Origin of the sequence: Streptomyces sp. XM83C (assembly GCF_023072675.1) — a bacterium.
Classification (GTDB): Bacteria; Actinomycetota; Actinomycetes; order Streptomycetales; family Streptomycetaceae; genus Streptomyces; species Streptomyces thermocoprophilus.
This window is the reverse complement of sequence record NZ_JALLGL010000016.1, coordinates 1-23,889: the sequence shown is the minus strand read 5'-3', so window position 1 is coordinate 23,889 and position 23,889 is coordinate 1. Positions and strand designations below refer to the sequence as shown.

Annotated in this window: 23 protein-coding genes; 12 read left to right on the top strand and 11 right to left on the bottom strand. The window is 71.4% G+C overall.

Annotated features, from left to right (window positions below):
• Window positions 1-130 precede the first annotated feature (130 nt).
• The 3 genes from MTQ10_RS03790 to mca form a co-directional block, all read right to left on the bottom strand.
• Window positions 131-2,164 (bottom strand): thioredoxin domain-containing protein, encoded by a 2,034-nt coding sequence (locus MTQ10_RS03790; protein ID WP_247462183.1) that lies wholly within the window; start codon window positions 2,162-2,164, stop codon window positions 131-133.
• 236 nt (window positions 2,165-2,400) lie between these two features.
• Complete coding sequence (locus MTQ10_RS03785; RefSeq protein WP_247462180.1) at window positions 2,401-2,649, bottom strand: hypothetical protein; 249 nt, start codon at window positions 2,647-2,649, stop codon at window positions 2,401-2,403.
• Window positions 2,642-3,523 carry a mycothiol conjugate amidase Mca gene (gene mca, locus MTQ10_RS03780; RefSeq protein WP_247462178.1) on the bottom strand — a complete coding sequence of 294 codons (882 nt, stop codon included), beginning with the start codon at window positions 3,521-3,523 and terminating at the stop codon, window positions 2,642-2,644. Before mca ends, MTQ10_RS03785 begins: the two co-directional genes overlap by 8 nt.
• A 160-nt stretch (window positions 3,524-3,683) precedes the next feature.
• On the opposite strand from mca, the gene MTQ10_RS03775 reads away from it, so the two are divergent.
• The gene (locus MTQ10_RS03775) at window positions 3,684-4,082 is read left to right on the top strand and encodes a DUF4307 domain-containing protein (RefSeq protein ID WP_247462176.1); all 399 of its coding nucleotides are present in this window, start codon (window positions 3,684-3,686) and stop codon (window positions 4,080-4,082) included.
• Between the two features lie 210 nt (window positions 4,083-4,292).
• The gene (greA, locus tag MTQ10_RS03770; protein WP_247462174.1) at window positions 4,293-4,790 is read left to right on the top strand and encodes a transcription elongation factor GreA; all 498 of its coding nucleotides are present in this window, start codon (window positions 4,293-4,295) and stop codon (window positions 4,788-4,790) included.
• 63 nt (window positions 4,791-4,853) lie between these two features.
• On the opposite strand, the gene MTQ10_RS03765 is transcribed toward greA, so the two are convergent.
• The 3 genes from MTQ10_RS03765 to ilvA form a co-directional block, all read right to left on the bottom strand.
• The gene (locus MTQ10_RS03765) at window positions 4,854-5,699 is read right to left on the bottom strand and encodes an ABC transporter permease (RefSeq protein ID WP_247462173.1); all 846 of its coding nucleotides are present in this window, start codon (window positions 5,697-5,699) and stop codon (window positions 4,854-4,856) included.
• Window positions 5,696-6,700: an ATP-binding cassette domain-containing protein gene (locus MTQ10_RS03760; protein ID WP_247462171.1), complete on the bottom strand. Its 1,005-nt coding sequence runs from the start codon at window positions 6,698-6,700 to the stop codon at window positions 5,696-5,698. The genes MTQ10_RS03765 and MTQ10_RS03760 overlap by 4 nt, the downstream gene beginning before the upstream one ends.
• A gap of 271 nt (window positions 6,701-6,971) precedes the next feature.
• Window positions 6,972-8,201, bottom strand: a complete 1,230-nt coding sequence (gene ilvA, locus MTQ10_RS03755) for a threonine ammonia-lyase (protein WP_247462169.1) — start codon at window positions 8,199-8,201, stop codon at window positions 6,972-6,974.
• 161 nt (window positions 8,202-8,362) lie between these two features.
• Here ilvA and MTQ10_RS03750 point away from each other — a divergent pair, with 161 nt between their 5' ends.
• From MTQ10_RS03750 to MTQ10_RS03740, 3 genes are all read left to right on the top strand, one after another.
• Window positions 8,363-8,872, top strand: a complete 510-nt coding sequence (locus tag MTQ10_RS03750; RefSeq protein WP_247462167.1) for a MarR family winged helix-turn-helix transcriptional regulator — start codon at window positions 8,363-8,365, stop codon at window positions 8,870-8,872.
• A gap of 230 nt (window positions 8,873-9,102) precedes the next feature.
• Window positions 9,103-9,609, top strand: a complete 507-nt coding sequence (locus MTQ10_RS03745) for a sigma factor-like helix-turn-helix DNA-binding protein (protein ID WP_247462165.1) — start codon at window positions 9,103-9,105, stop codon at window positions 9,607-9,609.
• Complete coding sequence (locus MTQ10_RS03740) at window positions 9,606-9,854, top strand: hypothetical protein (protein ID WP_247462163.1); 249 nt, start codon at window positions 9,606-9,608, stop codon at window positions 9,852-9,854. The genes MTQ10_RS03745 and MTQ10_RS03740 overlap by 4 nt, the downstream gene beginning before the upstream one ends.
• 82 nt (window positions 9,855-9,936) lie before the next feature.
• On the opposite strand, the gene MTQ10_RS03735 is transcribed toward MTQ10_RS03740, so the two are convergent.
• Window positions 9,937-11,091: a cystathionine gamma-synthase gene (locus MTQ10_RS03735; RefSeq protein WP_247462161.1), complete on the bottom strand. Its 1,155-nt coding sequence runs from the start codon at window positions 11,089-11,091 to the stop codon at window positions 9,937-9,939.
• Window positions 11,092-11,223: 132 nt separating this feature from the next.
• On the opposite strand from MTQ10_RS03735, the gene MTQ10_RS03730 reads away from it, so the two are divergent.
• Window positions 11,224-12,342, top strand: coding sequence for a hypothetical protein (locus tag MTQ10_RS03730; RefSeq protein WP_247462159.1), 1,119 nt, complete (start codon window positions 11,224-11,226; stop codon window positions 12,340-12,342).
• A 100-nt stretch (window positions 12,343-12,442) separates the two neighbouring features.
• On the opposite strand, the gene MTQ10_RS03725 is transcribed toward MTQ10_RS03730, so the two are convergent.
• The gene (locus MTQ10_RS03725) at window positions 12,443-13,489 is read right to left on the bottom strand and encodes an NAD(P)-dependent alcohol dehydrogenase (protein ID WP_247462156.1); all 1,047 of its coding nucleotides are present in this window, start codon (window positions 13,487-13,489) and stop codon (window positions 12,443-12,445) included.
• A 184-nt stretch (window positions 13,490-13,673) separates the two neighbouring features.
• Between MTQ10_RS03725 and MTQ10_RS03720 the strand changes: the two genes are divergently transcribed.
• The 3 genes from MTQ10_RS03720 (at window position 13,674) to hutH (ending at window position 17,812) form a co-directional block, all read left to right on the top strand.
• Entirely contained in the window at window positions 13,674-14,573 is a 900-nt protein-coding gene (locus MTQ10_RS03720) for a helix-turn-helix domain-containing protein (protein WP_247462154.1), read from the top strand.
• A 388-nt stretch (window positions 14,574-14,961) separates the two neighbouring features.
• On the top strand, window positions 14,962-16,107 hold the full coding sequence (locus MTQ10_RS03715) for a GGDEF domain-containing protein (RefSeq protein ID WP_247462152.1): 1,146 nt from the start codon (window positions 14,962-14,964) through the stop codon (window positions 16,105-16,107).
• A 166-nt stretch (window positions 16,108-16,273) separates the two neighbouring features.
• Window positions 16,274-17,812, top strand: coding sequence for a histidine ammonia-lyase (gene hutH / locus MTQ10_RS03710; protein ID WP_247462208.1), 1,539 nt, complete (start codon window positions 16,274-16,276; stop codon window positions 17,810-17,812).
• 71 nt (window positions 17,813-17,883) lie between these two features.
• Here hutH and MTQ10_RS03705 read toward each other — a convergent pair whose 3' ends face one another.
• Together MTQ10_RS03705 and MTQ10_RS03700 are read right to left on the bottom strand one after the other, a co-directional pair.
• Window positions 17,884-18,654 (bottom strand): hypothetical protein, encoded by a 771-nt coding sequence (locus MTQ10_RS03705; protein ID WP_247462150.1) that lies wholly within the window; start codon window positions 18,652-18,654, stop codon window positions 17,884-17,886.
• Window positions 18,655-18,696: 42 nt separating this feature from the next.
• Window positions 18,697-19,056: a hypothetical protein gene (locus tag MTQ10_RS03700; protein WP_247462148.1), complete on the bottom strand. Its 360-nt coding sequence runs from the start codon at window positions 19,054-19,056 to the stop codon at window positions 18,697-18,699.
• A 148-nt stretch (window positions 19,057-19,204) separates the two neighbouring features.
• Here MTQ10_RS03700 and MTQ10_RS03695 point away from each other — a divergent pair, with 148 nt between their 5' ends.
• The 3 genes from MTQ10_RS03695 (at window position 19,205) to argG (ending at window position 22,680) form a co-directional block, all read left to right on the top strand.
• Window positions 19,205-19,591 carry a hypothetical protein gene (locus MTQ10_RS03695; RefSeq protein WP_247462146.1) on the top strand — a complete coding sequence of 129 codons (387 nt, stop codon included), beginning with the start codon at window positions 19,205-19,207 and terminating at the stop codon, window positions 19,589-19,591.
• A 209-nt stretch (window positions 19,592-19,800) separates the two neighbouring features.
• Window positions 19,801-21,045, top strand: a complete 1,245-nt coding sequence (locus MTQ10_RS03690) for a L,D-transpeptidase (RefSeq protein ID WP_247462144.1) — start codon at window positions 19,801-19,803, stop codon at window positions 21,043-21,045.
• A gap of 183 nt (window positions 21,046-21,228) precedes the next feature.
• A complete protein-coding gene (gene argG / locus MTQ10_RS03685; RefSeq protein WP_247462140.1) occupies window positions 21,229-22,680 on the top strand; it encodes an argininosuccinate synthase in 1,452 nt (483 codons plus the stop codon).
• Window positions 22,681-22,757: 77 nt separating this feature from the next.
• On the opposite strand, the gene MTQ10_RS03680 is transcribed toward argG, so the two are convergent.
• Window positions 22,758-23,558, bottom strand: coding sequence for an enoyl-CoA hydratase/isomerase family protein (locus MTQ10_RS03680; RefSeq protein WP_247462138.1), 801 nt, complete (start codon window positions 23,556-23,558; stop codon window positions 22,758-22,760).
• Window positions 23,559-23,889: the final 331 nt, after the last annotated feature.

Here is a 23,889-nt window from a genome sequence, read left to right as displayed (position 1 = left end):
AGCGTTCGCGCTGGTCAGCGGGGAGGCCGGACGGGCTGGAGGCACACCGTCCGGCGTACGGAACCGGTCAGAGAATGGCCGAGATCTTACGCAGAGGTGATCACGTGTCACTACGGCGCACCCGCCACGGTCAGTGACCGGTCAGCGCGTGACGCAACCGCTCCGGATCGGTCGTCGGGGCGTCGCAGGTGAAGTTCCGGCACACATACGCCGTCGCGGCACCCCCGCTCAGCGGCCGGCCTGCGAGCAGCGGGAACTCGTCGCTGTCCGGTGTGCCGCAGGCGACGACCGCGCCGGGCGCGGTGCCCAGCAGCGCCGTACGGTGCAGGGTGCGCGTCGCCTCGTCGGCCGGGTCAGGGCCCACGACGGCCACTTCGCGCGGCCCGTCGAGGCGGGCCTCGGCGACGGCGAGCCCCCAGCCGACGAAGCGGGGCACGCGCGGGCCGAGCGCCCTCACCACGCCGAGGGCCCGCTCGGCGGCGGTGCGGTGCGGCTCGGAGCCGGTGTGCGCGGCGTACGACAGCAGCGCACCGGCGGCGGCCGTCCAGCCGGACGGCACCGCGTTGTCGGTGGGGTCCTGCGGTCGGCGGATCAGCTGCTCGGCGTCCTCCGCCGTGTCGTACAGCGCCCCGCTGCCGGGGTCGGTGAACCGGGTCAGCACATGGTCGAGGAGCAGCCCGGCGAACTCCAGCCACACGCCCTCGCCGGTGACCGAGGCGAGCGTGAGGAAGCCCTCGGCGACATCGCCGTAGTCCTCCAGCACCCCGGCGTTGGTGCCGGCGCGCCCGTCCTTGCTGGTGCGGGTGAGCCGGGCGTGCTCGTCGAGGTGGACGCGGACCAGCAGGTCGGCGGCGGCGAGCGCGGCCTCGACGAGGTCGGGCCGGTCGAAGCAGGCGCCGGTCTCGGCGAGCGCGGCGATCGCGAGCCCGTTCCAGGCGGCGACGACCTTGTCGTCCCGGCCGGGCGCGGGCCGCTCGGCACGGGCGGCGATCAGCCGCTCCCGGACGCTCGCGAGCCTGTCCGCGTCGAACACGCCCTCGCTCTGCGGCAGTTGCAGTACGGACGCGCCGTGCTCGAAGGTGCCCTCGTCGGTGACGCCGAAGTACCGGGCGGCCAGTCCGGCGTCGTCGCCGAGGACGTCCCGCAGCTGCTGCGGTGTCCACACGTAGTAGGCACCCTCGACATGCCTGCCGGTGCCGTCGTCGCTGTCGGCGTCCAGCGCGGAAGCGAACCCGCCCTCCGGGGTGCGCAGTTCACGGACGAGGAAATCGGCGGTCTCCAGGGCGACGCGGCGGGCGAGATCGGAACCGGTGGAGCGCCACAAATGGGTGTAAACCCGACAGAGCAATGCATTGTCGTACAACATACGCTCGAAGTGCGGAACCACCCACTCCCGGTCCACGGAGTACCGCGCGAACCCGCCCCCGAGCTGGTCGTAGATGCCGCCCCGGGCCATCCGCTCGCAGGTGTCCTGCGCCATCTCCAGGGCGCCCTCGGAGCCGGTGCGGGCGTGGTGCCGCAGCAGGAACTCGATCACCATCGACGGCGGGAACTTCGGCGCCCCGCCGAACCCGCCGCGCTGCGCGTCGTACTCCCGCGTCAGCCCGAGCAGTGCCTGTGCCAGCTCCTCCTCGCCGGGCACGCCCTCACCGCCGTGGGCGATCTCCCGGCCGGCGAGGTCCCGCACGATCTTCCCCGCGACCTCGGCGACCTCGTCCCGCCGGTCCCGCCACGCCTGCGTCACGCCCTCCAGGACCTGCCGGAACGACGGCATGCCGTGCCGGGGGGCGGGCGGGAAGTACGTGCCGAAGTAGAACGGCTCGGCGTCCGGGGTGAGGAACACGGTCATGGGCCAGCCGCCCTGCCCGGTGGCCGCCTGCACGGCCTCCATGTAGACGGCGTCCACGTCGGGGCGTTCCTCGCGGTCGACCTTGACGCTGACGAAGTGGGCGTTGAGGTAGTCGGCGGTGTCCTCGTCCTCGAAGGACTCGTGAGCCATCACATGGCACCAGTGGCAGCTGCTGTACCCGACGCTCAGCAGCACGGGCACACCCCGCCTGCGCGCCTCCTCGAACGCCTCGGCGGACCAGGGCCACCAGTCGACGGGGTTGTCGGCGTGCTGGAGGAGGTAGGGGGACGTCTCGTGGGCCAGGCGATTCGGCATGGGGTCCATCCTGCCCCAGTACCCGCGCCGACGACCGGATCACGGGTGTGCGGCCAGGACAGGGCCGCCCACGGCGCCACCCGCCGTCCACCACACCGCCGCACTCCGGCCGCCTCGCCGCGACGCGCACGGAGAGTCTCACGGTCCGTGATCGGCTACGGCCGCGCCGGACCTGCCGCCCGGCCCCGGGTGCATGGCCCCGCACCGGCGAGGCGCCGGTGGGGCGCCTCGCCGGGTCAGCCCTGCTGGGGCTTCGGATCGGCCGTGCGGCCCGTCGGCTCGGCGTCGGGGTCCGGGGTCTCCTTGAAGTCGACCTTGCCCATGTGCCGGTTCATGGACTTCATCAGGCCCCACACGGCCAGGGCCATCACCGCGAACACGATGAAGCCGAGGACACCGGGGGTGACCTTGTTCTCGTCGACCTCCTTCGCGAGGGAGACGAGGTGGGTCGCTGCCAGGCTCACGCTTGCGCTCATATCAGGCATTGTCGCGGACGCCCGCGAAGAGGTCGTCCTCGGGGAGGGACGTATCGACGAGAGACTTCGCCAGCTCGTACTCCTCCGTGGGCCAGACCTCCTTCTGGATCTCCATCGGCACCCGGAACCAGCCGCCGTCCGGGTCGATCTGCGTGGCGTGCGCGATCAGGGCCTTGTCGCGGATCTCGAAGAAGTCCGCGCACGGGATGTGCGTGGTGAGGGTGCGCTCCTTGCGCTCGAACTGCTCCCAGCGCTTGAGCCACTCCCCGTACGGCGACTCGAGACCGCGCTCCAGCATCGCGTTGTGCAGCGCCTCGGTGCGGGGACGGTTGAAGCCCTGGTTGTAGTAGAGCTTCAGCGGCTGGAACGCCGGGCCGAACTCCTCCTCCGGGTACTTCTCGGTGTCCGCCGCGCCCTCGAACGCCACCATCGTGATCTTGTGGGTCATGATGTGGTCGGGGTGCGGGTAGCCGCCGTTCTCGTCGTAGGTGGTGATCACCTGCGGGCGGAAGGAGCGGATCTTCTTCACCAGCCGACCGGCCGCCGTGTCGACGTCCTCCAGTGCGAAGCAGCCCTCCGGCAGCGGGGGCAGCGGGTCGCCCTCGGGCAGGCCGGAGTCCACGAAGCCCAGCCATTCCTGCTTCACACCGAGGATCTCCCGTGCCTCGTCCATCTCCTTGCGGCGGACCTCGTGGATGTTCTCCTCGATGTATTTGTCGCCCTGGAGCTTCGGGTTGAGGATGGAGCCGCGCTCCCCGCCCGTGCAGGTCACCACCAGCACGTCCACCCCCTCGGACACGTACTTCGCCATGGTGGCCGCGCCCTTGCTCGACTCGTCGTCGGGGTGGGCGTGGACGGCCATCAGTCGCAGCTGGTCAGTCAAGACTCAATCCTCATCGATGTCGGCGCCCCGGTGTCAGCGGGTGCGATCGGCGGCTTCTATAGTGACCGAATCGGGCGGCGAATAATTCCGGGTTCACCGCCCGGGAGCCCGCTTCGGACTTTCGTCCGATCTGTCCGGAGGGCACGCCGAGAGGACGATCATGAGTACGGTGAGCACGCACGTGCCGGAGGGCCGCTACGGCCGTTCCTCCGACCAGCGTTCCGACCGCACCCTCAAGGTCGTCGGCGCCGTGCTGGGCGCCGCGCTGCTGGGGCTCGTCGGCTGGTTCGGCTGGCACTATGTCGCCGGCAGCGAGATCAGCGCCCAGGTGATCAGCTTCCAGGTCTCCGAGAAGGCGGTCCAGGTGCATCTGGAGGTGCACAAGGACGCCGGGGCCTCCGGCTACTGCACGGTCCGCTCGCAGTCCGGGGACGGCGCCGAGGTGGGGCGCGCGGACTTCCGTTTCTCGGGGCCGGAGACCCGGATCGACCAGGTCGTCACTCTGCGTACGACGGCGAAGGGGTCCACAGCCGAGCTGCTCGGCTGTCACGGCGACTAGGGCACGGCAAGACTTGTCCCGCCACGCGCGGCCCGGCCGGGTACGGCTCGAATCACATCGGCGCTGACCTGCGCTGACGTGATTCTCATGGCTTATGTCCTCCCCCTTGCGGCCTTGAATTGTTAGGCTCGTGGTTTCGCCCATCCATGAGGGAACATTCTTCTGGGTAGGGCGATGCTTTGTATTCCCAGTACCGACGAGGAGCACCCTGTGACCCAGACCAGCGAGAACGTCACCTGGCTGACCCAGGAGGCGTACAACAAGCTCAAGGACGAGCTTGAGTACCTTACTGGTCCTGCGCGCACGGAGATCGCCGCCAAGATCGCGGCCGCGCGCGAGGAGGGCGACCTGCGCGAGAACGGCGGGTACCACGCGGCCAAGGAGGAGCAGGGCAAGCAGGAGCTCCGCGTGCGCCAGCTGACCCAGCTCCTCGAGACGGCCAAGGTCGGGGAGCCTCCGGCGTCCGACGGTGCCGTGGCGCCGGGCATGGTCGTGACGATCGCGTTCGACGGTGACGAGGACGACACGCTGACCTTCCTGCTCGCCTCCCGTGAGTACGCCAGCGCCGACATCGAGACCTACTCGCCGCAGTCCCCGCTGGGCGGCGGCGTGATCGGGCACAAGGTCGGCGAGACCGCCGAGTACGAACTGCCGAACGGCAAGAAGGCCTCGGTGAAGATCCTCAAGGCGGAGCCGTACAACGGCTGACCCCGCTCAGGACCGGCCGCGAAGCCCCCGGCGCCCTCCCGGCGCGCGGGGGCTTCGCGCTGCTCAGGCGGCGGCCGAGCGGTACTTGCGGACCGCCAGGGTGCGGAACACCACGATGATCAGCACCGACCAGATCAGCGACGCCCACACGGGGTGGACCATCGGCCAGGCGTCCGACGGGGAGACGCCGGGGTTGCCGAACAGCTTGCGGCAGGCCTGGACGGTGGCGCTGAACGGGTTCCAGTCGGCGACGTGCTGCAGCCAGGGCGTCATCCGGCTGGAGTCCACGAACGCGTTCGAGATGAACGTGACCGGGAAGAGCCAGATCAGTCCGCCGGAGGTGGCGGCCTCGGGGGTGCGCACGGACAGGCCGATGAGCGCGCCGACCCAGGTGAAGGCGTACCCGAGCAGCAGGAGCAGGCCGAACGCGGCGAGGACCTCGCCGGCGCTGGTGTGGGTGCGCCAGCCGACGAGCAGGGCGACGATCGCCAGCACGAACAGGGTCAGCGCTGTCTGCACCAGGTCGGCGAGGGTGCGGCCGGTGAGGACCGCGCCGCGGGCCATGGGCAGCGAGCGGAAGCGGTCGATGAGCCCCTTGTGCATGTCGTCGGCGATGCCCGCGCCGGCGCCGGCGGTGGCGAAGGTGACGGTCTGGGCGAAGATGCCGGCCATGAGGAAGTTGCGGTAGACGCTGGAGTCCGTGGTGCCGCCGATGTTCATGGAGCCGCCGAAGACATAGCTGAACAGCACCACGAACATGATCGGCTGGATCAGCCCGAAAATCACCATCTCGGGGATTCTGCTCATGCGGATGAGGTTCCGCTTGGCGATCACCAGGGAGTCACGGACGGACTGCACCACCGGGTGGGCGGGCGCGGCGATCGGCGCGGCATCGGTGACGGCGCTCACTTGGCTGCCTCCTTCGCGGGCCGCTTCGCGGGCCCCTTCGTGTCGTCGTCCTCGTCCTTGCTCTCGGCGACGTGCCCGGTCAGGGAGAGGAACACGTCGTCGAGGGTGGGGCGGCGCAGGCCGATGTCGTCGATCTCGATGCCGCGGGTGTCGAGGTCGCGGATGATCTCGGCGAGCAGTTTGGCGCCTCCGGTGACGGGGACGGTGAGTTTGCGGGTGTGTTCCTCGACGGTGATGTCGCCCTTGCCGAAGCCGCGCAGGACGGTGGCGGCGGTCGGGATGTCGTCGCGTTCGTGGACGACGACCTCGACGCGTTCGCCGCCGGTGCGGGCCTTGAGTTCGTCGGAGGTGCCGCGGGCGATGACCCGGCCGTGGTCGACGACGGCGATGTCGTGGGCGAGGTGGTCGGCCTCCTCCAGATACTGCGTGGTCAGCAGCAGCGTCGTACCGCCGGAGACGAGGCGTTTGATGACGTCCCACAGAAGCTGGCGGTTGCGGGGGTCGAGGCCCGTCGTCGGTTCGTCCATGAACATCACGGGCGGGGAGACGACGAGCGCCGCGGCGAGGTCCAGACGGCGGCGCATACCGCCGGAGTAGGTCTTGGTGGGCCGGTCGGCGGCGTCGGCCAGGTCGAACTGTTCGAGCAGTTCGGCGGCGCGGGCCTTGGCGGCCTTGGGCCGCATCTGGTAGAGACGGCCCACCATCTGGAGGTTCTCGCGGCCGGTGAGGTACTCGTCGACGGCGGCGAACTGGCCGGACAGGCCGATCGAGCGCCGCACGTCGTTCGGATGCTTGAGCACGTCCACGCCTGCGACGACGGCCCGGCCGCGGTCGGGCCGCAGCAGGGTGGTCAGGCAGCGGACCGTGGTGGTCTTGCCCGCGCCGTTCGGTCCGAGCAGGCCCAGGACGGTGCCTTCGGGGACGTCGAGGTCGACGCCGTCGAGGGCTTTGACGTCGCCGAAGGTCTTCACCAGGCCTTCGGCGTAGATGGCGCCTGGCATAGGGGTCTCCACCTCTTCGGGGATTCTTCAGAAGCCTAGGTTCGCGCCGCGCCCGCCGCCCGACGGGCGGGACGCGACACCAGCAAACCGTAACGCGATGTATCGCGTCTCTCAATGGATTTACCCGAACGGGTGAAGCGTGCGGAGGGGTGTGCGGGAGCAAGGCGCCGATCACCACGCTCCAGCGGGAGCAAGAAGGTGTAAGGGGTGTATCGGGCGGGAGGGGGTCGGCTGTGGGGCCGAACCTCTCATCCCCCGCCCGGCGCCGGAGTCAGTCGATGACCGTGTAGCCCGCCTCGCGCAGGGCCTGGCCGACCTCCGCGCAGTGCTCCGGCCCCTTGGTCTCCAGGTGCAGCTCGACCTCCACCTCGGTCAGCCCGAGCCGCGGATCGGTCCGCACATGGCTGACGTCGAGAACGTTGGCGTCCACCACGGACAGCACTCCGAGCAGCGCCGCGAGCGCACCCGGCCGGTCCGTCAACCGCACCCGCACCGCCAGATAGCGGCCCTGCGCGGCCATGCCGTGCCGCAGGATCCGCTGAAGCAGCAGCGGATCGACGTTGCCGCCGGACAGCAGCGCCACCACCGGCCCCTCGAACGCGCCGGGGTCGCTGAGCAGGGCGGCGACGGGGCTCACCCCGGCCGGCTCGACGACCAGCTTCGCCCGCTCCAGACACAGCAGCAGCGCGTTCGACAGCTCGTCCTCGCTCACCGTGCGGACCTCGTCCACCAGCTCGGCGACCAGACCGAACGGCACATCGCCGGGCCGGCCCACCTTGATGCCGTCGGCCATGGTCGTCGGGTTCGCCAGCACCACCGGATGCCCGGCCGCCAGCGAAGGCGGGTACGCCGCCGCGCCCGCCGCCTGCACACCGACGATCCGCACGTCGGGCCGCAACGCCTTCACCGCCACCGCGATGCCCGCCACGAGCCCACCACCGCCGATGCCCACGACGATCGTGCGCACCTCGGGGCACTGCTCCAGGATCTCCAGGCCGACCGTGCCCTGACCGGCGATGATGTCGGGGTGGTCGAACGGGTGGATGAACACCGCGCCCGTGGACGCCGCGTACTCCTGCGCGGCGGCCAGCGTCTCGTCGACCACCTGGCCGTGCAGCCGCACCTCCGCGCCGTACTCCCGCGTGGCGCTGATCTTCGGCAGCGGGGCGCCCTTCGGCATGAACACCGTCGACCGCACGCCGAGCAGCGACGACGCGAGAGCGACGCCCTGCGCGTGATTGCCGGCGCTCGCCGCGACGACACCGGCCGCCCGCTGCTCCGGCAGGAGCCCCGCGATCCGCACGTACGCGCCGCGCAGCTTGAACGAACCCGTCCGTTGCAGGTTCTCGCACTTGAAATGCACCGGCGAACCGACCAGCTGGGACAGCCTGCGGCTGCCCTCCATCGGGGTCACCCGGGCCACGCCGCTGAGCATCTTCTGGGCGCCGCGCACGTCGTCCAGGGTGACGGGAGGCAGGGCGGCGGCCGTACGGTGGGTCATGTCCCAAGTCTCGCAGTTGACACCCGCGGACCGCTGTCGTGACCAACCGGCGAGACGGGATTGCGCACCGCAGGTACGACGTGCGCGGCCTCCGCGTACCCTGTCCCCCAACCAGCAGCCCTCCACGAAGTGAGCCCCCGGCCATGCCCACAACACCTGAAATGTCGATGGACATGACGACCGTCGGTGACACCGGTCTCCTCGACACCCTCCAGCACGAGGTGGCGGTGTTCGCCCGCCGCGCCGAACAGACCCGGCTCGGCGGCGTCGGACAGGTGCGCAACTCCATGGACCGTGCCGCGTACCTGCTGCTCAACCGCCTCGACAAGGAGGGCCCGATGGGCGTCAAGGCGCTCGCCGCGAGCATGGGCATCGACTCGTCGACGGTCACCCGGCAGGTCGCGCCGCTGGTGGACACCGGTCTGGTCAAGCGGACCTCCCACCCCGAGGACGGGCGGGCGGTCGTGCTCCAGCTGTCGCCGCGCGGGCAGGCACGCCTGGAGGAGGTCCGGGCCTCCCGGCGGCAGCTCATGGCCGAACTGACGCACGATTGGGAGCCCGCGGAGCGCGAGGCGTTCTGCACGCTGCTGACCCGCTTCAACCAGGCGCTGTCGGCCCGGCAGGCGGGCCATGCCGCGACGGCGGGCGCGGAGCAGGGCACCGCGTCCTGACACGCCGGGCGGGCCCCGTCGGCGCCGGCGTCGGCCCGACGGTCATCGCAGCCCCTCCCCGGACGCTCGCCGTGTCGCGGCCGTGGCCGGGTGCCGCATTGCCGGTGCGCGGCTCTTGACCGAAAGGGGCCCCCTGGCCTCAGATGAGACCGGGCCCCCGTCGCACGCGGTCACGCATGCCGTGGGCGGCCCGGTCCCGAATCTCTTGGTCGCCCTCAGGGGGAGGCGCGGTGCGAGAACGGCATGCGTCCCAGGGCGCCCGGCGGGCCCGGGACTTCGAGTCGTTCGTCGCGGGCGCGGGCGGGCGGCTGCTGCACACCGCCACCCTGCTCACCGGTGAGGCGCCCCACGACAATCCGCGCGCCCGCCGCCTGGTCACGCTGGCGCTGGCGCACACGTACGCCTCCTGGGACCGGCTGCGCGGCGAGGACCCGTACGACAGAGCGCGCGAGTATCTGGCCACCCGGTTCGCCCGCGGCGCCTGGCACCACCACGGCGGCCTGCTCTCCCGCACCCGCCCTCACCCCGACAGCGCGCTCGCGGACCTCGGTCCGCACGAGCGGCTGGTGCTCGTCCTGCGCCTGTTCGAGGGTATCGGCGAGGAGCAGGTCTCGGCGCTGCTCGGGATGCCGCAGGAGCGGGTGCACGCGCTGTGCGACCGGGCGACGGCGACCGTCCTGCATCCACCGCGCAGGGCGGCCCGGCCCGTCGCCGAGGCGGGGGTGGCGGCGTCGTGAACAGGCTCGAACGGGAGGCCGCCGCACGCCGGATCATGGAGCGGGTGCAGCCGGTGCCGCCGCCCGGCCTGTACGAGGCCGCCGTGCGCCGGGGCTCCCGGCTGCTGCGGCGTCGTACGGCCGTACGACGGGTGCTGTGGCTGCTGCTCGCGGTCGGGGTCGTCGTCTTCGCCGTGTGGGCGCTGACGGTGCAGCCGTGGGCGCAGGCGCCCTCGGAGACGACCCCGACGTTCACGGACTGGTGACCGGCCCACGGCGCCCTGGGACGGCCGGCCATGAGGCGGGCGCTCCGGGGCCCGCCCCCCGCGCCCGTCCTGGCCGAACGCCCTAGCCGAGCGCCTGCTTGAGGTCCTCCAGCAGGTCCTCGACGTTCTCGATGCCGACGGAGAGCCGCACCAGGTCGCCGGGGACCTCCAGGGCGGAGCCCGCCGCGGAGGCGTGCGTCATCCGGCCCGGGTGCTCGATCAGGGACTCCACACCGCCCAGCGACTCGCCGAGGGTGAACACCTTCGCCCGGTTGCAGACCTCGACGGCCGCCTCCTCGCCACCCTGCACCCGGAAGGAGACCATGCCGCCGAACGCCCGCATCTGCTTGACGGCGACGTCGTGGCCCGGGTGGTCCTCCAGACCCGGGTACAGCACCCGCGTCACCTTCGGGTGCCGGGTGAGCATGTCGGCGACCTTGCCCGCGTTCTCGCTGTGCCGGTCCATCCGCACCGACAGCGTCTTGGTGCCGCGCAGCACCAGCCACGAGTCGAACGGTCCGGCGACCGCGCCCATCGCGTTCTGGTGGTAGGCCAGCTCCTCGCCGAGCCCCTCGTCGGAGGTGATCAGCGCGCCGCCGACGACGTCGGAGTGCCCGCCCATGTACTTGGTGAGCGAGTGGACGACGACGTCCGCGCCCAGCGCCAGCGGCTGCTGAAGATAGGGCGTGGCGAAGGTGTTGTCGACGACGAGCTTCGCACCGGCGTCCCTGGCGACCTGGGCGACCGCGGCGATGTCGGTGATGCCGAGCAGCGGGTTGGACGGCGTCTCCACCCAGACCACCTTGGTCTTCGGGGTGATCGCGGCGCGTACGGCCGCCGGGTCGGAGGTGTCGGCGACCGACCACTCCACGCCCCAGCGCGAGACGACCTTGGCGAAGAGGCGGAAGGTGCCGCCGTAGGCGTCGTTCGGGATGACCACGTGGTCACCCGGGTTGAGCAGCGTACGCAACAGGCAGTCCTCGGCCGCCAGTCCGGACGCGAACGCGAGGCCCCGGCGCCCGCCCTCCAGGGCGGCGAGGTTCTCCTCGAGGGCGGTGCGGGTCGGGTTGGCGCTGCGGCTGTACTCGTAGCCGCCGCGCAGGCCGCCCACGCCGTCCTGCTTGTAGGTCGAGACCTGGTAGATCGGCGGGACGACCGCGCCGGTGAGGGGGTCGGCGGTGTTGCCCGCGTGGATCGCGAGGGTCTCGAAGTGCTGACTGATGTGCCTGTCGCTCATGTGCACCGAGCGTAGTGCGCCAAGTGGCCGAAGGCGCACCGTCGGCCGCGCGGGGCCGGTCGCGGAGGAGTTTTCCACAGGCTGCCGGGAGGGGGTTGGCCAATTGTCGGCGGTGTCTGGTTCGCTTGAGTCATGGAGATTCTCTGGGTCCTGATGGCGGTGGTCCTGATCGGCTTCGTGCTGCTGCCGTATCTGCGGCGCAGGCGGGGCGGGATCGAGCTGGTGCCGCCCGGCCATCCGGACGCGGCCGATCCCGCGAACTACGGCTTCGTCCGCGAGGAGGAGCTGGACGTACGGCTGCCCGGCCCCGACGAGGATCTGCTGGACGTGCTGGACCTGGTGCAGCGCACGGGCGACTACAGAGCCGCCCAGCAGCTGCTCGCGGGCACGGAGACCGAGGGCGAGCGGCGCTGGCAGCGGGTGCAGGCGTTCGCCGGGGCGGCGGCGCTGGAGCTCCAGCAGCGGCCCGGCGGCGTCGGGGAGATACCGGGCGGGCAGTGGCTGCGGGTGTGGCGCGCCGAGATGCCCAAGGACGCGGGCGGTGCGGCCGTGCACGCCGAGTTCCTGGCGCAGCAGGCGTGGCGGACGTCGACGCCCGGCGCGGACGACTTCCGGATCATCATGGAGGAGGCGAAGGCGGCCGTCGCCGACGCGGCGCTGCTCGCGCCCGGTGATCCGGTGCCGTACATCGTCGAGCTGTCGGTGGCGCGGGGCCTGCACTACTCGCGTGAGGAGTTCGAGCAGCTCTGGCTGAAGATCCTCGACCGTGCCCCGCACCACATGGGCGCGCGTCTGGCGGCGCTGCACTACTGGTGCGAGAAGTGGCACGGCTCGCGGGAACTGGCCTATCAGTTCGCGGAGGCCGCCGCCGCGCGGGCGCCGCGCGGGTCTCTGCTGGCCGCCATGCCGCTGTTCGCGGTGTTCGAGCATCTGCCCGAGGTCAACCTGGTGCAGGGGTTCTACCGGAGCGAGGTCGTCACGAAGGCGATCCACGGCGCGCTGCACGCCGTGCACACGGCCCGCCCCGACGATCCGATGCTCGCCCATGTGCGGCATCTGCTGGTGTTCTTCCTGGTGCGGGCCGAGCGCTGGGCGGAGGCCATGGACCAGCTGGTGCGTGTCGACGGCCATGTCGGTGCCCTGCCGTGGACGCTGTCCGCGGACCCGGCGGCGGAGTTCGCGGTGTACCGGGCGCTGGCGGTCGCGGGCTACGAGGCCAACGGCGGCAGCCCGGCGACGCTGCCGCACTGACCGACGGGCCCCGGCCGCCGGGACCCGCCCCCGGGTACGGCCCGGCGCCCGGTGCCGCCCTGGTGAGGGCGGGCACAGGGTGCCGGGGGACGCGCGGGCGTCAGATGGTGGCCGTGTCGATCACGAAGCGGTAGCGGACGTCACTGTTGACGACACGCTCGTAGGCCTCGTTGATCTGGTCGGCGCGGATCAGCTCGATCTCGGCGCCGAAGCCGTGTTCGGCACAGAAGTCGAGCATCTCCTGCGTCTCGGCGATACCGCCGATCATGGAACCGGCGAGGGTCTTGCCGCCACCGATCACCGAGAACAGGTTCAGCGCGACGGGCTCCTCCGGGGCGCCCACGTTGACGAGCGCGCCCCGCGTCTTCAGCAGGCCGAGACAGGCGTTGAAGTCGAGCGGCGCGGACACGGTGGAGACGATCAGGTCGAAGCTGCCCGCCAGTTCCTCGAAGGTCTCCGGGTCGCTGGTGGCGTAGTAGTGGTCGGCGCCCAGCTTCAGCCCGTCGTCCTTCTTGCGCAGGGACTGCGACAGCACGGTCACCTCGGCGCCCAGCGCGTGCGCGATCTTGACGCCCATGTGGCCGAGGCCGCCCATGCCGAGGATCGCGACCTTCTTGCCGGGCCCGGCACCCCAGTGCTTGAGCGGGGAGTACAGGGTGATGCCGGCGCACAGCAGCGGCGCGGCCTCGTCCAGGGACAGCCCGTCGGGGATGCGCACGACGTAGTTCTCGTCGACGACGATCTTCTGCGAGTAGCCGCCGTGGGTGGGCTCGCCGTCCTTCCCGACGGCGTTGTACGTGCCGACCATGCCGCTGCCGCCCGTGCAGTACTGCTCCAGGCCGGCCTTGCAGTTGTCGCATTCGCGGCAGGAGTCGACCATGCAGCCGACGCCGACGCGGTCGCCGACGCGGTACTTGGTGACGCCGGGGCCGACCTCCGCGACGACGCCGGCGATCTCATGGCCGGGGACCATCGGGAAGATCGCCTCGCCCCAGCCCTCCTGGGCCTGGTGGATGTCGGAGTGGCAGATGCCGGCGTACTTGATGTCGATCAGGACGTCGAACTCGCCGACGTCACGACGCTCGATCGTCGTGCGCTCCAGCGGGGCCTTGGGCGCGGGGGCGGCGTATGCGGCGACAGTGGTCATGTCGAGGGTTCTCCTGACAGATGGTCTTCCGTGCCCGGCCCGCTGTGGCCGGGCACGACGTCCACCCTGCCCGCCCTCGGAGCGTTCACCCAGGTCACGGCTTGTCGTACGTCTGCTGTGCGTACCACTGGCCGGGACAGGAACAGGCTCGTTCGGGCCGGGGCCACCAGGAATACTGGGCGGCATGGACGAACGCCGAGCACCGGAGGCCGGCGCCGGTCTGGACCGGCGTGCCGAGCTGAGCGAGTTCCTCCGCACCCGACGGGCCCGGCTGAAGCCGGAGGACGTCGGGCTGCCGGACTTCGGGCGGCACCGCCGTGTGCCGGGGCTGCGCCGGGAGGAGCTGGCGCAGCTTGCCGGGGTGTCGGTGGCGTACTACACGCGGCTGGAGCAGGGCAACGGGCGGAACGTGTCGGCGGAGGTGCTGGACGCGATCGCCCGCGCGCTGCGGCTGACGGACGCCGAGCACGCGCATCTGACGCATCTGGCGAAGCCGACACGTCTGAAGCGGAAGCCGGCGGCGCGGGCGCAGCAGGTGCGGGCGCCGCTGCGGACACTGCTGGACGCGATGGACGAGATCCCGGCGTATGTCACGGGGCGGCGTTCGGAGATCCTCGCGTGGAACCGGATGGCGGCGGCCCTGTTCGGCGACTGGGGGGAGCTGCCGCCGGAGGAGCGGAACTGGGCGCGGCTGGCGTTCTTGAACCCGGCGTACCGGGAGCTGTTCGTCGACTGGGAGCAGAAGGCGTGCGACATCGTGGCGTCGCTGCGGCTGGACGCGGGCTGCTATCCGGACGATCCTCGGCTGTCGGCGCTGGTGGGCGAGTTGTCGGTGAAGAGCGAGGACTTCCGGCGGCTGTGGGCGCAGCACGATGTGAAGGACAAGAACCACGGGGTCAAGCGGATGCGTCATCCGCTGGTCGGTGAACTGGCCTTGCAGTTCGAGTCGTTCAAGCTGACGGACGGGTCGGACCAGTCGCTGATCACGTATCACGCGGAGCCGGACTCGGCGTCGGCGGAGGCGCTGCGGCTCCTGGCGAGCTGGGGCGCGGACGCGACACGGGCGGGGCGTACGGCGCCGTAGCGGGCGGTACGGCGGTCGCGGCCCGCGGGCAAGGGGGCGGCCCCCGGACCGAAGCTCGGGTTCCAGGGGCGTCGCAACACCAGGCGGCGTCGAACTGCCGCAGCGGGCCGGAGCTGTGACCCTGCGGGGGCTCGGGGTTCGGGAGCTGTGGCCTTCCGGGGCTGGGGAGGCCGGCCGGTGTCGTCCCCGGTGCGGGGCGCGGTACGCCGTCGTGGTCCGGGTGTGCCGGGCGGTACGGCCGCCGTGCGGGAGATGCGTCTCGTACGGCGGCGTGGGCCCCGTTCCAGGACGTGCCGGTGCGAGCGAGCCGGGCGACCGGGCGGACGATCGGCCACCTGTTCGCCACACCGATGTCCCCTTTCCACCGGAACGTCCCTAGCCTGGATGGATGGGTGAGGACATGCGGCTGGCGGCGGTCGTGGCGCTGGCGCAGGGGATGGCCGCGGCGCACACTCCGCGGGAGTCATGGCGGGCGGCGGCGGCCGGGGCCTGCCGGGCGCTGGCGGGCAGCTTCGCCGCGCTGTCGGTGTGGGAGCGGGACCTGGGCCGGCTGCGGGTCCTGGTCAACGTGGGCGACCTGGCGGCGCACGAGGAGGAGTTCCCCGACGACGAGGCCTATCCCGTCCACCAGTTCCCGGAGATCACGGAGTTCCTGCACGAGCGGTGGGTGGGGGGCGGCGGGCCGGGCGCCTGGGTGGAGACCGCCGACGGTCCGGCGGCGGGCCGGGCCGGCTACTGCCATCAGCGGGTCGCCGCGCTGCGCCGCCGCGGGCGGGGCTGCTGTGTCGTGGCGCCGATCGTGCTGCACGGGAGGGCGTGGGGCGAGCTGTATGTGGCGCGGGCGCAGGGCGCGCCGGTGTTCGGGCCGAGCGACGCGGACTTCGCGACCGTGCTGGCGGCGGTGGTGGCGGCGGGGCTCGCGCAGACGGAGAGGTTGCAGGAGGCCCGCCGGCTGGCGTTCACGGACGCGCTGACCGGGCTGGCCAACCGCCGGGCGGTGGACGTGCGCCTGGAGGAGGCGGTGGAGCGGCACCGGCGCGACGGCAGCGTGGTCAGCCTGGTGGTGTGCGATCTGAACGGGCTCAAGCGGGTGAACGACACCCAGGGCCACGCCGTGGGCGACCGTCTGCTGGAACGGTTCGGCTCGGTGCTGTCGCTGTGCGGGGCGATGCTGCCGGGGGCGCTGGCGGCGCGGCTCGGCGGTGACGAGTTCTGTCTGCTGGCGGTGGGCCCGCCGGCGGACGACGTGGTGAAGGTGGCCGACGAGCTGTGCCGGCGGGCCGCCGAGCTGGAGCTGGGCGAGGGTGTGGCCTGCGGGGTCGCCTCGACCGAGGACCCGGTGGGGCCGGTGGAGGACGCGCGGCGGCTCTTCCGGCTGGCGGACGCGGCACAGTACCGGGCCAAGGCCGGCCGGGCGACGCGGCCGGTGGTGGCGGGCCGGGAGGGGCCGGACGATCCCGTCGTACGGCTGGCGGACGCGCCGTCCGAGCCGCGCGCACCGGAGCGGCGGCGGTTCCGGGGGCGGCGGCCGTGAGGGCGGTACGGAACCGTCGGCCGTGGGTGCCGTGCGGCGGGCCCCCGGCCGCACCGCTCCCCGGGGCCTGCCTCGGTACCGGCCTCTGTGACCTACCTGTAAGGGTCAGTCCCCGGCACCACTGGTGACATCTTCGTCTTCACTGCGTACGCTCCTGAATATGGATATGCACACTGTGGTGGTGGGGACGTCCGGGGTGACCGCGTCCGACGTTCTCGCGGTGGCGCGTGACGGCGCCCGCGTCGAGCTGGCCGAGGAGGCGGTCGCGGCCCTGACCGCCGCGCGCGATATCGTGGACGCGCTGGCGGCCAAGCCCGACCCCGTCTACGGCGTCTCCACCGGCTTCGGCGCCCTGGCCACCCGCCACATCGGCCAGGAGCTGCGCACCCAGCTCCAGCGCAACATCGTCCGCTCGCACGCCGCCGGCATGGGCCCGCGCGTCGAGCGGGAGGTCGTCCGCGCGCTGATGTTCCTGCGTCTGAAGACCGTCTGCTCCGGCCACACCGGTGTCCGCCCCGAGGTCGCGCAGACCATGGCCGACCTGCTCAACGCCGGGATCACCCCCGTCGTCCACGAGTACGGCTCCCTCGGCTGCTCCGGCGACCTGGCCCCGCTCTCCCACTGCGCGCTGACGCTGATGGGCGAGGGCGAGGCCGAGGGCCCCGACGGGACCGTGCGGCCCGCCGGCGAACTCCTCGCCGAGCACGGCATCACCCCGGTCGAGCTGCGCGAGAAGGAGGGCCTCGCCCTCCTCAACGGCACCGACGGCATGCTCGGCATGCTGGTGATGGCCCTCGCCGACCTCGACACCCTCTACAAGTCGGCCGACATCACCGCCGCCCTCTCCCTGGAGGCGCTGCTCGGCACGGACAAGGTGCTCGCCCCCGAACTGCACGCCATCCGCCCGCACCCGGGCCAGGGCGCCGCCGCCGCCAACATGCTGGCCGTGCTGAAAGGTTCCGGCCTGACCGGGCACCACCAGGACGACGCCCCCCGCGTCCAGGACGCCTACTCGGTGCGCTGCGCCCCGCAGGTGGCCGGCGCCGGACGCGACACCGTCGCCCACGCGCGCGTGGTGGCCGAGCGGGAGCTGGCCTCGGCCGTGGACAACCCGGTGGTGCTGCCCGACGGGCGCGTGGAGTCCAACGGCAACTTCCACGGCGCCCCGGTCGCCTACGTGCTGGACTTCCTCGCCATCGCCGCCGCCGACCTGGCGTCCATCGCCGAGCGGCGCACCGACCGGCTGCTGGACAAGAACCGCAGCCACGGCCTGCCGCCGTTCCTCGCGGACGACGCCGGTGTGGACTCCGGGCTGATGATCGCCCAGTACACGCAGGCCGCGCTGGTCAGCGAGATGAAGCGGCTGGCCGTACCGGCGTCGGCGGACTCCATCCCGTCGTCGGCGATGCAGGAGGACCACGTCTCCATGGGCTGGTCGGCGGCGCGCAAGCTGCGCACGGCCGTCGACAACCTCACCCGGGTCATCGCGATCGAGCTGTACGCCGCGACGCGGGCGATCGAGCTGCGCGAGGGCCTCACGCCCGCGCCCGCCTCACAGGCCGTCATCGACGCCGTACGGGCCGCCGGGGTGCAGGGGCCCGGCCCGGACCGGTTCCTGGCGCCCGACCTCGCCGCCGCGGACGCGTTCGTGCGCGAGGGCCGGCTGGTCGCGGCCGTGGAGGCGGTCACCGGCCCGCTGCGGTAGCGGTGTGCGCGGGGCCCCGCCGGTCGTCCGGCGGGGCCCCTGTGTTTCTGTCAGGTGTTTCCGGCCTGTGCCTACTTGAGCTTGGCGAGCTGTGCCTGCACCACGGCGGCCGGGATCTCGACGGCCGCGGACTTGCCGCCGGCGAGGGCGCCGACGTTGGCCGTGTAGAACGTGGCGATGGTGTTGCCCTTGCGGACGACCAGGGTGTGGAAGTCGGCGGTGCCCTCGTCCATGCCGATGGACTGGGTGTACCCGATCGCCTCGTCGCCCTGGGCGGGCACCTTGTCGTCGACGACCTTGGAGACCTTGGAGGCGTCGCCGTCCTGGGCGACGCCGTAGCCGCCGGCGCAGGCCTTCACACCGTCGGCGACGGCCTTCATGGCCTTCTCGGCGCCGTCGCCGTCGTACGACGACAGACCGACGATCGTCACGTCGAAGTCGAAGGCGGCCTCGATGTCGCCCTTGTCGACACCCTCGGGCACCTGGCTGACGCTGTTGCGCGCGTCGGAGTCCGTGTCACCGGGGGCGAGGGCGCTGGTGGCCCAGGCGACCGGCTCGCAGTCGGGCTTGTCGACCTTGATCTTCGACTTGGACAGGGAGACGATCTCCTTGTCGGCAGCGACCTTGTAGCCCTTGATGTCGCCCTGCGCGAGCAACAGCTTCTGCAGCTCGTCCTTGGTCAGTTTCTTGGCTGCCGGCGCGGCGGGGGCCGAGGCCGAGCCCGAGGCCTTCGTGTCGTCGGTCTTCTTGTCGCTCCCGCTGGAGCAACCGGTGACAAGGGCGAGGGAGAGCGCGCCCGCGGCAGCAACGGCGCACACCCGCACGCCCGATGATCTCTTCATGATCGGACTATGAGGTTTCTGTCAAAGAAACGTCAAGTCGATTCAAAATTCCAGGCGTTCCCGGCGAACGGAATAAACGACGAAACCCGCGCCCACCGCCAGGAAAAGGGTGCCTCCGACCACGTACGGGGTGCTGTCGAAGCTGCCGGTGTCGGCGAGACGGACATCCTCGGTCCCGTCCGCGGAGGCGTGGAGCGCGGCACCGACAGCACTGTCCGCCTCGGTGGCGGCGGTGTCGGCGGCGGCCAGCGGCACCGCCCTGGCCTGGGCGGTCGTTGTCATCGGGGTCTGCTCTCTCGCCCCGTTCTCCTGCGTCGCGTTGGCGGACGGGACGAACCACAGGGCGCCCAGCAGGGTCGCCGCGGCGGTGGCGGTCAGCAACGGACGGCGAGCGGATGACACGGAATATCGATCCCCTTGTGGCGCTGGCGAATTGGCCGTGTGGAGGGATGCTAATGAAAGGCGCGGGTCGCGGGAAAGTTACGGACGCGACCCGGCCTACGCTCACGCCATGAATACTCCTGAAGCATCACGATTTGTCCGTCTCCGCGTGGAGTTGGTGCTGGAGGTGGGCGACGGGGACGCGGTGACCAGGGCCGCTCTGCGCCGTATCGCGTCGGAGTCCGGGATGCCGGACGCGGAGCGCGCACACGCCGAGAGCGCTGTGACGGATGACACTGCCGAGGCGCTCGCCTATCTCGTGGACCCGTTCGACCTGGTCAGCGATGTGCCGGGGATCGAGTTGCAGCAGGCGTCGTGGACATGCGAGCAGATCGACTACGACCCCGATTCGCCGGAGTGGGACATCGACGAGGATGATGACGGGGAGACAGGCGAAGAAGCAGACGACGAAGACGAAGAAGCAGGCACAGCGGAATGCGGAGAGGGCGGCAGGCCGGCGGGCGGGGGTCCGCGCGGCGCGGGCGGCAGCGGCTGAAACTCTTGGGGAATTCGTGACCCCGGACGGAAACCGCCGTCCGGGGTCACGTCGTCTCAAGGGGCGCTCGGCCGGTGATCGCGGCCGGTGGACGTGGTGAGCCCCACACGCCCGGCCAGTGGGGAACCGGACGTGGCGATCGTAGCGTTGAAGATCTCGCCAGGGGTCTCTCGGGTTTCGTGGATTCGGCAACGATGGAGAAGCGTGTGATGACGGACAGCAAGCGGCGCAGGGGCCTGGTGGCCGCGTCCGCACTGCTCGGCGGTGTGCTGGTGCTGGCGGGGTGTTCCGGCGGCGACGACGCCGGTGACAAGGGCGCCGACACCTCGCAGGCCAAGGTCGACGAGGCGGCGGCCCAGAAGACCTCCGAGGCCCAGATCAAGATCACGCCCGCGGACGGCTCGACCAACGCTTCCATCAACAACTCCGCCGCCGTCACGGTCACGAAGGGCACCCTGTCCTCGGTGACGATGACGACCGCCGACGGCAAGACGGTCGCCGGTGAGCTGTCGGCGGACAAGCTGAGCTGGAAGCCCACCGTCCAGTTGCAGCGCTCGACCACCTACAAGGTGTCCGCGGAGGCCAAGGACGCCGACGGCCGGGTGGCGCACGAGAACGCGTCCTTCACCACGGTCTCCCCGGCGAACAGCTTCATAGGCAACTTCACCCCGGAGAACGGCTCCACGGTCGGCGTGGGCATGCCGGTGTCGATCACCTTCGACAAGGCCATCACCAACAAGGCCGACGTCCAGAAGGGCATCACCGTCACCTCCAGCAGCGGCCAGGAGGTCGCCTGCCACTGGTTCAACTCCAACCGCATGGACTGCCGCCCGCAGGACTACTGGAAGGAGAACTCCACCGTCACGCTGAAGCTGGAGCTCGACGGCGTCGAGGGCGCCAAGGGCGTCTTCGGCGTCCAGCAGAAGACGGTCACCTTCCACATCGGCCGCAACCAGGTCTCCTACGTCGACGCGAAGACCAAGCAGATGAAGGTCACGCAGGACGGTCAGGTGATCAAGACCATCCCGATCTCCGCCGGCTCGCCCGAGAACAAGACGTACGAGGGCCAGATGGTGATCTCCGAGAAGTTCAAGGAGACCCGGATGAACGGCGCGACGGTCGGCTTCACCGACGACGACGGCAAGGGCGAGTACGACATCAAGGACGTGCCGCACGCCATGCGCCTGACCACGTCCGGCACCTTCATCCACGGCAACTACTGGGGCGCCCCGTCGGTCTTCGGCAGCGTCAACACCAGCCACGGCTGCGTGGGCCTTCAGGACAAGCAGGGCGCGGACGACCCGAACACCCCGGCGGCCTGGTTCTACAACCACTCCATCATCGGTGACGTGGTCGTCGTGGCGAACACCGGCGACAAGACAGTGGCGCCGGACAACGGCTTCAACGGCTGGAACATGGACTGGGCCCAGTGGAAGGCGGGTTCCGCGATCTGAGCCCACCACCGGATCCACACGGAGGCGGTCACCCCTGGGGGGTGGCCGCCTCCGGCGTGTGTCGGGCCCCGGGCGCGGGGGCGGGAGATGCATCAGGTGCGGCCCCGGAGGCCTCCGGGGGTATGTCGGGAACCACATTCCACCCGCCTTGCATGATCATGCAAGGTGATGCATACTCTTGCTATGTCCAAGGTCCTCACCTCCCTCCCCACCGGCGAGCGGGTCGGCATCGCCTTCTCCGGCGGCCTCGACACCTCGGTCGCCGTCGCGTGGATGCGCGACAAGGGCGCCGTCCCTTGCACGTACACCGCTGACATCGGCCAGTACGACGAGCCCGACATCGCGTCCGTGCCCGGCCGTGCCACCGCGTACGGCGCCGAGATCGCCCGCCTCGTCGACTGCAAGGCGGCGCTGGTCGAGGAAGGCCTGGCGGCGCTGGCCTGCGGCGCGTTCCACATCAAGTCCGGCGGGCGGGCGTACTTCAACACCACGCCGCTCGGCCGGGCCGTCACCGGCACGCTGCTGGTGCGCGCCATGCTGGAGGACGGGGTCCAGATCTGGGGCGACGGCTCCACCTTCAAGGGCAACGACATCGAGCGGTTCTACCGCTACGGCCTGCTCGCCAACCCGCACCTGCGGATCTACAAGCCGTGGCTGGACGCGGACTTCGTGAGCGAGCTGGGCGGCCGCAAGGAGATGTCCGAGTGGCTGCTCGCGCACGGGCTGCCCTACCGGGACCCCACCGAGAAGGCGTACTCGACCGACGCCAACATCTGGGGCGCCACGCACGAGGCCAAGACCCTGGAGCACCTGGACACGGGCATCGAGACGGTCGACCCCATCATGGGCGTCAGGTTCTGGGACCCGTCGGTGGAGATCGCCGCCGAGGACGTGACGATCGGATTCGACCAGGGCCGCCCGGTCACGATCAACGGCAAGGAGTTCGCCACCGCCGTCGACCTCGTCCTGGAGGCCAACGCGATCGGCGGCCGGCACGGCCTCGGCATGTCCGACCAGATCGAGAACCGGATCATCGAGGCGAAGAGCCGCGGCATCTACGAGGCACCGGGCATGGCGCTGCTGCACATCGCCTACGAGCGGCTCGTCAACGCCATCCACAACGAGGACACCGTCGCCGCCTACCACACCGAGGGCCGCCGCCTGGGCCGGCTGCTCTACGAGGGCCGTTGGCTGGACCCGCAGGCGCTGATGATCCGCGAGTCCCTGCAACGCTGGGTGGGCGCCGCGATCACCGGCGAGGTCACGCTGCGGCTGCGGCGCGGCGAGGACTACTCGATCCTCGACACGACCGGCCCGGCGCTCAGCTACCACCCCGACAAGCTGTCCATGGAGCGCACCGAGGACTCCGCGTTCGGCCCGGTCGACCGGATCGGCCAGCTGACCATGCGGAACCTGGACATCGCCGACTCGCGCGCCCGCCTGGAGCAGTACGTCGGCCTCGGCCTCGTCGGCACCGCCCACCCCACCCCGATCGGTGCCGCCCAGGCGGCGTCGACCGGCCTCATCGGCACCATGCCGGAGGGCGGCGCGGAGGCCATCGCCTCCCGCGGCGAGGGCGCCGACGAGGAGGAGACGGCCCTGGACCGCGCCGCGATGGAGTCGGGCACGGACTGACCGTCGTCACCCGGACGCACCAGTGGGCCCCGAGGAACTTCCTCGGGGCCCATCGGCATACGCGGAAGGTACGGGTCCTACTCCCCCGGCCACTGGGGCTTGCGCTTCTCGTTGAACGCGGCCACGCCCTCCGCGCGGTCGCCGGAGAAAGCCACCGTCCGCCAGGCCGCATCCTCCACCTCCAGGCCGGCCCGCAGATCGAGCCCCTGGCCGAGACGCAGGGCACGCTTGGCGGCACGCAGGCCCACCGGGGAGTTGCCCGCGATACGGGCGGCCAGGGCCAGAGCCTCCTCGCGGTCACGGCCCGCGTCGACCAGATGATCGACCAGACCCAACTCCCGCGCCTCCGGCGCCTCGAGCCGGCGAGCCGTGAAGATCAGCTCGGCCGCGCGCGCCGCGCCCACCCGCCTGGGCAGCAGCTGCGTACCGCCGCCGCCCGGGATGACACCGACGGACACCTCGGGCAGGCCCACGACCGCCGTGGCGTCGGCGACGATCAGATCGCAGGAGAGCGCCAGCTCGAAACCGCCGCCCAGCGCGAAGCCGTGCACCGCCGCGACCGTCGGCATCGGCAGTTCCAGCACGTCCGTGTACGCGCCCCGCGTCACCGGGCGCTGCCTGCGCAGATCGGCGTCGGTGAAGGAGTTCCGCTCCTTCAGGTCGGCGCCCACGCAGAACGCCCGCTCGTGCGTCGACGTCAGGACCACCACCCGCACCTCACGGTCCGCCGCGAGCGCGGCGCAGGCGGCGCTGACCGAGCGGGCCATCTCCGTCGACACGGCGTTCATGGCCTTCGGCCGGTCCAGGGCGAGTTCCGCGACATGCCCCTCCTCGTGCCTCCTCACCAGCACGAACTCCCCGAACCGCTCCTCGCTCATGACACCCTCCCGGTTAACGCGGGTTAACAATCGGCATTCGCCCCGATCATCGCAGCCGCCCCCGGCGGAGGGAAGGGGTGACCTGCCGGTACGGCACCCCGTTCCGGCCCCCGCTTACCCGTTCGAGTGACTTTCCGGCCGTCTCCCCCTCACCCACACGCGTGAGCGCATAGCGTGCGCGCCACGGCGCACGGGGGGCGCGAGCGCATCGGGGAGGCATGACCATGGCGGAGCGACAGCACCAGCGGCAGGAGACCGACGGCACCGGGGACACGGGCAGCACCGGTGGCGGTGGCGGTCAGCGGGCCGAGGTCTCGGGGGGCGTCGAGGG

What these genes read in the sequence shown, in the direction of transcription:
- MTQ10_RS03790 (WP_247462183.1), bottom strand. Translation starts at nt 2,164, where the DNA reads ATGCCGAATCGCCTGGCCCACGAGACGTCCCCCTACCTCCTCCAGCAC.
- MTQ10_RS03785 (WP_247462180.1), bottom strand. Translation starts at nt 2,649, where the DNA reads ATGCCTGATATGAGCGCAAGCGTGAGCCTGGCAGCGACCCACCTCGTC.
- MTQ10_RS03775 (WP_247462176.1), top strand. Translation starts at nt 3,684, where the DNA reads ATGAGTACGGTGAGCACGCACGTGCCGGAGGGCCGCTACGGCCGTTCC.
- MTQ10_RS03760 (WP_247462171.1), bottom strand. Translation starts at nt 6,700, where the DNA reads ATGCCAGGCGCCATCTACGCCGAAGGCCTGGTGAAGACCTTCGGCGAC.
- ilvA (WP_247462169.1), bottom strand. Translation starts at nt 8,201, where the DNA reads ATGACCCACCGTACGGCCGCCGCCCTGCCTCCCGTCACCCTGGACGAC.
- MTQ10_RS03750 (WP_247462167.1), top strand. Translation starts at nt 8,363, where the DNA reads ATGTCGATGGACATGACGACCGTCGGTGACACCGGTCTCCTCGACACC.
- MTQ10_RS03735 (WP_247462161.1), bottom strand. Translation starts at nt 11,091, where the DNA reads ATGAGCGACAGGCACATCAGTCAGCACTTCGAGACCCTCGCGATCCAC.
- MTQ10_RS03730 (WP_247462159.1), top strand. Translation starts at nt 11,224, where the DNA reads ATGGAGATTCTCTGGGTCCTGATGGCGGTGGTCCTGATCGGCTTCGTG.
- MTQ10_RS03725 (WP_247462156.1), bottom strand. Translation starts at nt 13,489, where the DNA reads ATGACCACTGTCGCCGCATACGCCGCCCCCGCGCCCAAGGCCCCGCTG.
- MTQ10_RS03720 (WP_247462154.1), top strand. Translation starts at nt 13,674, where the DNA reads ATGGACGAACGCCGAGCACCGGAGGCCGGCGCCGGTCTGGACCGGCGT.
- MTQ10_RS03715 (WP_247462152.1), top strand. Translation starts at nt 14,962, where the DNA reads ATGGGTGAGGACATGCGGCTGGCGGCGGTCGTGGCGCTGGCGCAGGGG.
- hutH (WP_247462208.1), top strand. Translation starts at nt 16,274, where the DNA reads ATGCACACTGTGGTGGTGGGGACGTCCGGGGTGACCGCGTCCGACGTT.
- MTQ10_RS03705 (WP_247462150.1), bottom strand. Translation starts at nt 18,654, where the DNA reads ATGAAGAGATCATCGGGCGTGCGGGTGTGCGCCGTTGCTGCCGCGGGC.
- MTQ10_RS03690 (WP_247462144.1), top strand. Translation starts at nt 19,801, where the DNA reads ATGACGGACAGCAAGCGGCGCAGGGGCCTGGTGGCCGCGTCCGCACTG.
- argG (WP_247462140.1), top strand. Translation starts at nt 21,229, where the DNA reads ATGTCCAAGGTCCTCACCTCCCTCCCCACCGGCGAGCGGGTCGGCATC.
- MTQ10_RS03680 (WP_247462138.1), bottom strand. Translation starts at nt 23,558, where the DNA reads ATGAGCGAGGAGCGGTTCGGGGAGTTCGTGCTGGTGAGGAGGCACGAG.